The 8,764-nt window shown below is 71.1% G+C and carries 13 protein-coding genes; 1 reads left to right on the top strand and 12 read right to left on the bottom strand.

Annotated features, from left to right (window positions below; genetic code table 11):
• Positions 1–335 precede the first annotated feature (335 nt).
• Positions 336–488: a hypothetical protein gene (locus ACESM1_RS29770; protein WP_372624931.1), complete on the top strand. Its 153-nt coding sequence runs from the start codon at positions 336–338 to the stop codon at positions 486–488.
• A 13-nt stretch (positions 489–501) separates the two neighbouring features.
• Here ACESM1_RS29770 and ACESM1_RS29765 read toward each other — a convergent pair whose 3' ends face one another.
• The 12 genes from ACESM1_RS29765 to ACESM1_RS29710 form a co-directional block, all read right to left on the bottom strand.
• Positions 502–1,371, bottom strand: a complete 870-nt coding sequence (locus ACESM1_RS29765; RefSeq protein ID WP_372624929.1) for a phage tail tube protein — start codon at positions 1,369–1,371, stop codon at positions 502–504.
• Positions 1,372–1,555: 184 nt separating this feature from the next.
• Positions 1,556–2,086, bottom strand: a complete 531-nt coding sequence (locus tag ACESM1_RS29760) for a hypothetical protein (RefSeq protein WP_372624927.1) — start codon at positions 2,084–2,086, stop codon at positions 1,556–1,558.
• Between the two features lie 306 nt (positions 2,087–2,392).
• Positions 2,393–2,740 (bottom strand): hypothetical protein, encoded by a 348-nt coding sequence (locus ACESM1_RS29755; RefSeq protein ID WP_372624925.1) that lies wholly within the window; start codon positions 2,738–2,740, stop codon positions 2,393–2,395.
• 95 nt (positions 2,741–2,835) lie between these two features.
• On the bottom strand, positions 2,836–2,964 hold the full coding sequence (locus ACESM1_RS29750; RefSeq protein ID WP_372624923.1) for a hypothetical protein: 129 nt from the start codon (positions 2,962–2,964) through the stop codon (positions 2,836–2,838).
• A complete protein-coding gene (locus ACESM1_RS29745; protein WP_372624921.1) occupies positions 2,961–3,677 on the bottom strand; it encodes a DUF6441 family protein in 717 nt (238 codons plus the stop codon). Before ACESM1_RS29745 ends, ACESM1_RS29750 begins: the two co-directional genes overlap by 4 nt.
• Positions 3,674–3,994 (bottom strand): phage holin family protein, encoded by a 321-nt coding sequence (locus ACESM1_RS29740; protein WP_372624919.1) that lies wholly within the window; start codon positions 3,992–3,994, stop codon positions 3,674–3,676. Before ACESM1_RS29740 ends, ACESM1_RS29745 begins: the two co-directional genes overlap by 4 nt.
• A gap of 9 nt (positions 3,995–4,003) precedes the next feature.
• Entirely contained in the window at positions 4,004–4,309 is a 306-nt protein-coding gene (locus tag ACESM1_RS29735) for a hypothetical protein (protein WP_372624917.1), read from the bottom strand.
• The gene (locus tag ACESM1_RS29730) at positions 4,306–4,656 is read right to left on the bottom strand and encodes a DUF2190 family protein (protein WP_372624915.1); all 351 of its coding nucleotides are present in this window, start codon (positions 4,654–4,656) and stop codon (positions 4,306–4,308) included. The genes ACESM1_RS29735 and ACESM1_RS29730 overlap by 4 nt, the downstream gene beginning before the upstream one ends.
• Positions 4,657–4,734: 78 nt before the next feature.
• Positions 4,735–6,810 carry a prohead protease/major capsid protein fusion protein gene (locus ACESM1_RS29725; protein WP_372624913.1) on the bottom strand — a complete coding sequence of 692 codons (2,076 nt, stop codon included), beginning with the start codon at positions 6,808–6,810 and terminating at the stop codon, positions 4,735–4,737.
• A 2-nt stretch (positions 6,811–6,812) separates the two neighbouring features.
• Positions 6,813–7,373: a phage portal protein gene (locus tag ACESM1_RS29720; protein WP_372624911.1), complete on the bottom strand. Its 561-nt coding sequence runs from the start codon at positions 7,371–7,373 to the stop codon at positions 6,813–6,815.
• Positions 7,370–7,576, bottom strand: a complete 207-nt coding sequence (locus ACESM1_RS29715; RefSeq protein WP_372624909.1) for a phage portal protein — start codon at positions 7,574–7,576, stop codon at positions 7,370–7,372. Before ACESM1_RS29715 ends, ACESM1_RS29720 begins: the two co-directional genes overlap by 4 nt.
• 95 nt (positions 7,577–7,671) lie before the next feature.
• Positions 7,672–8,706: an IS481 family transposase gene (locus tag ACESM1_RS29710; RefSeq protein ID WP_372624933.1), complete on the bottom strand. Its 1,035-nt coding sequence runs from the start codon at positions 8,704–8,706 to the stop codon at positions 7,672–7,674.
• Positions 8,707–8,764 lie beyond the last annotated feature (58 nt).

The raw sequence follows: 8,764 nt of genomic DNA, 5'->3' as shown, positions 1-8,764 counted from the left end.
GACTTCGATCCGGACGCCGCGTGGGACGAGCGCCGGCGCATCTACGCGATGAGCGACCTCATCGTGGACAGCCTGTCGATCACGGCCGAAGCGCAGGGCCACCCGGACGGACTCTGGACCTGCGCTATCGCCGCAGCGGTCTTCCGCTTCGAACTGCCAGCGTAGCTGCCTGGACGGACGGGTGCTCTGGCAGCGCGGGCTTGCTGGCAAGATCGATCGCTGCGGTTCTCCCCCTCAGCGACGGCCAAAGCGATCGAGCGGATCGCGGGATCGTGGCGGAGCCATGCGCCTCCCCCGCCGATATCGAGAGGGCAGACGACCTCACGAGGCGAACGATGAAACCGGAAGACCAAGCTCCGCCCAGCGGCCCCAAACTCACAGCGACGCAGGCGCGGCAGGGCGCCACAAGGTACCCGGTGCGCTACATTCTCGCGGCCTCGCTGGTTCTCGTGGTGATCGGGCTCGTCGTTGCCTTCCTGGTCGCGTGAGTGGCGCTGTCGCTTACGCATAGACTGCCGCCGCCTGTTCGTTCCTGAGCACAGCGGTCATCATCCGCGTGGCAGTCGCGTTGAAGGCGGCGCGGAACTCGAAGCTGGCCTCGACGCCGGCAGGGCCCTCGATCGGCGTCTTGGCCAGCGCGAGGTAGACCTCGTGCAGTGTGAAGGTGAGGCTGCGATTCGCGTCGATGGTGTAGGCGAAGGCGAACTCGGCCGCGGTGCCATTCTGCGCCTGGGTCAGCAGCGTGGTGTCGGCGAAGCGGGCGGTGACCTGGCCGGTGGCGCGCGCGATGCCGGGATCGACGCCCTCGACGCGGCGATCGGCACGGATGGTCCGCACCATCTCCATGCCATTGGCATAGGTCATACGTGCGCCGGTGACCTGCGCAAGTGGCGAGCCCGCCCGGCTGATGGATCCCTGCGCCTTGTTGAAGACCGTGTAGGCGGCCGAGACGGGCGTGCCGCCGGAGGACGAGGCGCCGCGCGTGGAGCCCTGGCCCATCAGACCGAAGTTCGCCGTGGCCGGGCCGCTCGGCGAGTAGTCGATCTCCAGCGTGTCGGCACGCACGCCGGTGCAGACGTCATAGGACGGCACGTCCGGGAAGCCGATCTCGACGCTGTTGGACGGCAGCGTGGCGGCGCCGGAGCCGAAGCTGTGGATGAAGTTTGGGCTGGTGCCGGTGGTGGTGGGTGCGCCGAGCAGCAGCCGGAGCCAGTGGCCGATGTTCACCAGGTCCACTGGCACGACCGCCTGGCCCTGCACGGTGACGGTGTCGAGGAAGGGCGCGGCGGGATCGCGATTGGAGCCGACGCCGATGACGTCGGCATCCAGCAGCGGCTGCTCGGCACCGAGGTCGCAGGTGAGGAACGGCATGCGCCGCCAGTTGCCGCCGGCGCGGTGCCGTAGGTGGCCTCGGGGAACATGAGCAGGCGGCAGTTCGCGCCGATGGCTCGCGGCATCGGTGTCCTCCAGCAGCAAGGGAATGAAGGTCAGGCCAGCGGCGAGCCGGCGAAGATCGACCGGGGTGGCGGGGACGCAGCTCGGCGCTGCGTCCACCTCACGCGGTTTCGGCGCTCTGGTCCGGCAACTCGACCGCCAGGTCGAGGCGGTGCGCGTAGCCGCGCGTAACATGCTTCGCCATCGTCTCCGCATTCCCAGCGGTGGACGCCCATACCGGCACCGATCGTTCGGCATCGGGATGGACAAGCTCCACCCACCAGAGCGTTTCCTGCCGCAGCCAGGACGACTGGGGCCGGAGCGGGCCGGCGAGACCGGTGGAATTGGGATAGGGATCGATCACGACGCGATTGCGCCGACGCAGCGCGACGGCGATGAACTCCCGAACGGGCGTGACCCACACACCGCCAGGCCCTTCGATCCTCGCCTCCTCCTTCGACAGGCTGATCCGCACCCAGTCCGGGCGCCGCCGGCGCATCCAATGGAACATCCCGGCGGCGCCCAGGCACAGCACCGGCACGAGCAGCCATTCTGACTGCGCGAGCTCGATCAGATAAGCGAGATACTCCCCGAGTGGCTCGTCCTCGGCGCGATCGAGCACGCCCTCGTTCCAGGCGTAGGCCAGGAGCACCGCGAAGGAGATGCCCGCCAGCCAGAGGGCGATGCGCGTCCGCCGGCGAAGGTTCTCCGCTGGACGGAGCTCGACGGTCGCAGGGAGGGCCTCCGAATGGAGAGGGCGCTCCAAGCGCGCCATCAGTCCTGCGCGTGCCGCCGACAGGCGTTCGGCCCGCTTGCGTGTGCGGGGACTAACGTCACGGGATCCTTCAGTCATCGGTGCTGGACCGAGGCGTGGTCATACTCGGATGGTAACGGCTCGCGTGGGACCGTGCCACAGGCAGACAGCAGCGGTTCGTGCCGTAGTTGGAAGTCGAGGCGTTCAGGCCAGCGGCGAGCCGGCGACGGTGAACCAGAGGGTGACGGGGACGAGGGCGGCGCGGGCAGCAGCGGCGCCCTCGAACTCGACATCCTGGAACTCGGGCGAGCCAGGCTGCGCCCACTCCACCGCACCGCTGAGGGTGCGGTCGGCGGTGATTGCGGCGCCGATGTCCACGAGCAGCGCATCGAGCAGCGCGGTGCGCGCGGCCGGCGTCGCGCCGGTGACCGTGACCTCGACCTCGGCACGGTGCTCGATCGCCCAGGCCAGCGGCGAGAGGATCGCTGTCTCCTGCACCGTCTCGCCCTCGCGGACGACCACTAGGCCGCCGGGCGGGAGCCGTTGCGGCACGGTCTCGCCGCGGAGCACAACGGGCGCCGGACTGCGTGCTGCGAGGGCAGCCGCCAACGTATCGTGCAGCGCAGCAATCGCACTCTCGCGCGCGCTCATGCCCAGCCCAACAGTGTCGCGAAGAACCGGCCCGCCACCCAGGTGAGCGCCAGGGCGAAGGCGGCCAAGATCCAGCACGCGGCCGCGAGGAAGGCCAGAAGCGCGAGGCTTGCGCGTCGGCTCATGGTGCTGCCCTCCCGCTTTCGCGCTCCCAGGCGGCGACGAACCGCCCCGGCAGCCGGCGCAGCCCGCGCTCGGCCGCGCCCTTTACGTCCAGCCGCTTCGTCAGCTGCACCTGCGGCAGCAGCAAGAACATCGGCACGAAGCCCTGCGCCAGCAGTGACTGCTGCCAGGCCGCCGCGCCCTTGCGCCGCGCCGTCGCCACCGCGGCGATGCCGCCGGCGATCAGCGGCGCACGACGCCGGCCGGTGCGCTCGCCGCGCCGCACCGGCAGGCACCAGACGAAGCCCCGGCCGGACTTGAATGGGCGCAGGAAGCCCTGGCCCGAGGCGACCATCTGCTGCGCCGACACACGCGGCTTGGCGCCGCGCCGCCCGCCCTGGCGGTTGAAGCCGGTCGGGATGGCGAGGAACTTCCGGCCGCCCTTCGGCCGGATCAGCGCGCCGCGCTCGGAGGCGTCGATGATCGCCGGCGCCTTGGTGAACACCAGGCCCGCCGGCCGCAGCGACTGCCCCGCGCGCGGGAAGACCTGCGAGCGCCAGGCATTGGCCACGCCACGCGCGTTGCCGCCGAAGCTGCTGGTGACCTGCTTGCGCAGCTCCCCCTTCACCATGTCGGTCTCGGCCCGCACGGCAGCCATGGCGGCCCGCTCGCCCGCGCGCACCTCCGCCGCCAGCACCTGGCGCAGGTCGCCGACGATCGCGGCGCCAAGCTTCACGCCAGAGGATCCCCGGGCGGCAGGCCGGAGCGGTGGCGCAGGATGGCCACGGCGAGGTCATGCAGCGCGGCCTGGCCGAGGTAGCCGAACACGAAGGCGAACAGGAACCGGCCGTATTCGTTGAACTCCAGCAGGCCACCCAGCGCATAGCCGGCACTGCCGACCAGCGCCGCCGAGGGAACCTCCCAGACTAGGCACCAGCCGAGCCGCCGCCGCTCGGGATGGTTCCAGCGCACGAAGCCGCCAGCGAGGCCGGCCGCGCCGCCGAGCAGCAGGTCGAGCAGGATGCCCCAGCCGGTCGGGCTGTTGTGCGGCATCGGGACCTCCTATCGCTGACAGAGGACGCGCCAGGCCACGCCGGCGGCATCGCGCTTGGCGTGCTGGACGGTCAGGACATCGCCGCCGAGGGCGAACACGTCGCCGGCCAGGATCTCCGGCAGCACGGCGACCGGCACGGTCAGCACGTCGGTGGCCTGGATCAGGCCCGTGCCGAAGGCATCGCGGAGCTGGTCCGGCGAGGACCGCAGCACCCGCAGCGCCACGACAGGGCCGCCGCCGCGCTGCCAGGTGGCGTCCGTGCCGAGGTTCGGATCCGCCGCCAGCACCGCCATCGCCGCGGCGATGGCGGTCACGCCCCGGCGGCCGGCACGCAGGCGAGCATCACGCGGACGGTCGTGTCGGCCGCCAACGCCGCGACGGTGACGATGCCGACCTGGAAGTTGCCCGTCGCGGTGGTGGTGAGGCGGCGGTTGGTGTTGTCCCAGAACACCCGCGCCCCAGCGGTCATCGCCTGGGTCGGGTCCTTGGCGAGGTCGAACTCGCCGCGGGTCTCGCATTCGACGGTGGCGTCCTGGGCGGCGTCCATCGCGGCGACACCGAAGAAGGCGCCGACCAGCATCCCCTGGCCGGACAGGATGCCGCCGGCATAGGGCACGGCCATCGGGATGGAGCGCGCCTCGGGGCGCAGCATGTTGCGCATGGCTTTGGGATCTCCAGAAACGCAGAAGCCGCCCGGGAGGGCGGCCTCTGCATCGGTTCACGAGGGGTGGTGGAAGGATCAGGTGCCCGGGTTGAACCAGGCGCCGCGCCAGTCGATGGCGCCGACGCCGAAGTCGAAGAGCACGCTGACCTCGATGCCGTCGACGCCGGAGACCGGCCCGGTAGTGACCTGCGGGCCCTCGACGCCGTTCAGGTAGCCGTAGACGTAGACCGGCGTGGTCGGCGGCTCCGCGAACAGATACCAGCGGTTCGCCGGGATCAGCGGCTCCACCACCGGCTGCAGCAGCCCGACATAGGGGTTCACCGCGCCCGAGCTGCCCGGCGTGATCGCCGCCGTCAGCTTCAGCGCGGAGAGCTCGAGCGCCGCGCCCACCAGCACGCGCATGCTGCGGCCGAGGGAGATCGGCAGGCCGTCCAGCGTGCGCTGCTTCATGATGGCCTCGCGGCCCTTGGCGATGTTCGCCTCGTCGAGCGCGGTGCCTGCCGCGGCCTTGTTGGCCCGCGCCGCCGCCGTCGCGAAGACCGGCGCGGCGCCGGTGGTCAGCGTCGGGCCATCGCCGTTCGCCAGGTTGACGAGTGCATAGGCGGTGGCGTTCTCGAAGTCGGCGACGCGCCGGCCGATCATCGCGGCGAAGTCGGTGAAGGCGCCGAGGTCGTCGTTGACCAGCATCTGCCGCGTCACCCGGATGCGCCGGGCGAAGGTCTGCAGCAGGACGATCTCCTGGCTCTCGGACATGGTGCCGGCCTGGATCTCACCGTTCTCCAGCAGGGGCTGCAGGACGGGGAAATCGCCGATGCGCAGGTGCCGGTGCGGCTCGAAGTCGCGGAAATCGCGGCGGAGGAAGAGCTGGCGGTAGGTGGGTGCCGCGGGCTGGTAGGCGGCGAGCAGCATCTTGTTGGCCGCGGCCGAGAGCAGGGCGGGAAAGTCGGAGGTGGTGTGGAAGGCGCGCTCGGCCAGGCGGACCGGATCGCGCGGGACGTGGCTCTCGCCGTGCAGGCCGAGCAGCTCGCGGACCATGTCGGAGGGGCGCCAGCCCATGAACTCGGCGTGGCGGCCGTTGCCGGCGGGCTGGTAGCCCGGCATGGCGCGGGCGGCGATCGCCTCCGCCATAGCGTCCAGGATCTCGGTCCGCGGGGGTGCTGCGTGCGCGGCGGGGTTGGCCGGCACCGAGGGCCGGGGCGCGTGGCGCACCAGGGCGTCGAACAGGGCGCGGCGGGTGTCGTCGGGGGACCAGCCGCGCTCGACGGCCTCGGCGCGGAGCGCGGCCACACGGTCGGCCGACAGCAGGGCACGGGCGGCCTCGACGGCGGTGTCGATGCCGGCGATGCGGCCGCGCTCGGCACGGGTGGCCTCGGCGGCGGGATCGGGCGGCGGGCTGGCCGGCGTGGTGCGCTCGGGCTCGGGGCTGGCGGTCACGGTCGTCTCCTGGGGCGGGGTGGCGGGCGCGGCCGGGGGCTCCGGCGTCGTCTCGGGCATGGGTGGATCCTCGTTGGGCAGGGCAGGTTCAATGGCGACGGCGGGCGCGCCCTGGGGCGCCTCGCCTCGCACAGCGGCGTCGCGATCCACCGGGATCGGCACGACGGAGATCTCGAAGGGCTCCCAATCCACCGCGCGGTGGACGGTGGTGCCGGTGGCCGGATCCGGCCGCGGCTCGTAGCGGTGCACGCGATAGCCGACGCTGACCGCTCGCAGCGTGCCGTCGGCGATGCGCTGCCAGACCGGCTCGATGTCCGTCGCGCTGCTAAACTGCAGGGTCGCATAGCCCCGGCCGCGCTCGATGCGGGCGGCGGTGACACGGCCGAGCACGTCGCGGGCGTCGGTGCTGCGATGGGTGTTCAGCACCGGGGCGTTGCCCGAGCGCAGTGCCTCCATGCGCACCGCGTTCGGCGACATCTCCAGCTCCTCGGTGATCAGGCCGAGGGCGGGGACGAAGTTGCGGGCGCGGGCGCCGGTCGACCACACCACCTCGACGGTGCGCGCGGTGCGATCGACGGTTGCCGGGGCCGCGAGAGCGCGGTGCGCCACGATCGATTGCCCACCAGTGGGAACCGGCGCGGCCGGAGCGGGTCGATCGCGCGCAGCATCGGCTTCCGGCGCGGCATCGCTGCCGCCCGATTCGGTGGTCTCGGTCATGATCAGCCCAGTGCTGGTTGCTCGCGCGGCGGGGCGGCGGCGCCGGTGGCAGCGATCTCGACGGCGGCCATCTGCGCGGCGTCCTGCGCGGCGCCCGACTTCGCGACACGGCGCGGATCGGTGTCGAGCGAGATGCCGGCCTCGTCGAGCAGGGCGTTGGCCTCGCGGATCATCTCCACCGCAGCGCGGAAGTCGTAGCCGAAGGCACCGGCTGCCTCGGGCTGCGGCACGAAGCCGGCGCGCACCTGGGCGATCAGGGCGGTGGTGTCCTTCAGCGGGTCGATCATCTCATGCGCCGGCGGGACATGGCTGACGCCGTCCGGCATCTCCGCACCCCACAGCCCGAGCAGCGCGCCCTGCGTATGGAACCGCTCCGCGATCGGGCGCACCAGCATGGGGATGAGCATGCCGTACTGCACCTGCTCGCAGAGCCGGCGGAACTCGATCTTGCCGGCGCGGAGGGACGAGTAGTTCGCCTGCGTGAGGTCGCCCGAGACCTGGTCGTAGGTCAGGCCGGCGCCGACCGCGGCGGCTTCGAGGGCGCGGCGGGCGAAGGCAATCATGCCCGGCTCGAAGCTCTCGACCGTGCGGCCCTGGGCGTCGCGGAGCAGGCCGGCGGCACGCCGGTCAGCGCCTCGTCGCCTTCCTCGGTGACCACGGCGGCAAGGCAGGCCTCGATCTTCGCCTTCATCAGCAGGGCGGCCTCGTAGTCGCCGAGATCGCGCAGCCGCAGCAGCACCGGCGCCAGCCAGGAGACGTCGCGCAACTGGCCTGGCCGCCGCTTGCGATCAGCTGTATTAGCCAGGACTTGATCTGACAGGCGGCGTTGGCTGTTTGAGCCGTTGGGCGTGTCCGTTGTGGTCAGTGGTGCATGATCTTCTCCCGGGCGAGCGGGGCTGCGTCAAGGAAGGTCTGCAGGGGCGTCTTGCCGTAGCACCACCTGCCCTGGTGAGGCCTGCTGGCGTTGTAGTCGCCGAGCCAGCTATCGAGATCGGCCTGGAGTTCGTCGATGCCGCGGTAGATCTTCTTGCGGAATGCGACGCGGTAGAACTCGTCGAGCACCGTGCGATGGAACCTCTCGCAGATCCCGTTGGTCTGCGGGCTCTTGGTTTTGGTTCGGGTGTGGTCGATGTCCTCCACGGCGAGATAGAGCTGATACTCGTGCCGCTCGGGGTTGCCGCAGAACTCGGTGCCGCGGTCGGTCAGCACGCGGCTCAGCTTCACCTCGTGCTCGTCGTAGAACGGCACCACGCGGTCGTTCAGCAGATCGGCCGCGGTGATCGGCGTCTTGCGGTCGTAGAGCTTGGCGAAGGCGACCTTGGCATAGGTGTCGATGAAGGTCTGCTGGTAGATCCGACCCACGCCCTTCAGGGTGCCGACGTAGAAGGTGTCCTGCGCGCCGCAATAACCTGGGCACTCGCTCTCGAACTCGCCATGGGCCTCGTTTTCCTGCCTGGCGCGCTCGAGGGCGGCGATCTGGGCTTCGGTGAGCACCAGGCCGTCCTGCGCGCTCTTTGCCTCGAGTGCCTTCAGCCGCTTCTTCATGGTCTCGAGGTCGTGGCGCTGCCAGACGCAGCGCACCCCGGCCGGCGAGATGGAGAGCCCTTGGCGCTTCGCCGCCTCGGCCACGCGGACCTGGCCCCAGGCGGGCTGCTCAAGCGCGATGGCCACAACCGCCTCCTCGACCTCGGGCGGCGTGCGGTTCTTCAGCACGGGCTTGCGGCGACTGATCTCGGACAGCGCGAGTTCGCCGCCTTTGTCGTAGAGTTCCTTGAAGCGGTAGAAGCTGTCGCGCGAGTAGCCGAGCATCTTGCAGGCTTGGCTGACATTGCCGAGCTGGCGGGCGAGCTCCAGCAGCCCGATCTTCGCGCGAATGATCTTCTGTTCCTGTGTCATCTCCAGGTTCTCCGTCCCGCCGGTGGGCGGGCCGCGGTCCGAGCGCGAGGGCAAGGAC

This window comes from Falsiroseomonas sp., assembly GCF_041690465.1.
In the GTDB taxonomy this organism is placed as follows: domain Bacteria; phylum Pseudomonadota; class Alphaproteobacteria; order Acetobacterales; family Acetobacteraceae; genus Falsiroseomonas.
Note: the sequence above shows the minus strand (reverse complement) of the source record. Positions and strands in the feature narration are given on the sequence as shown.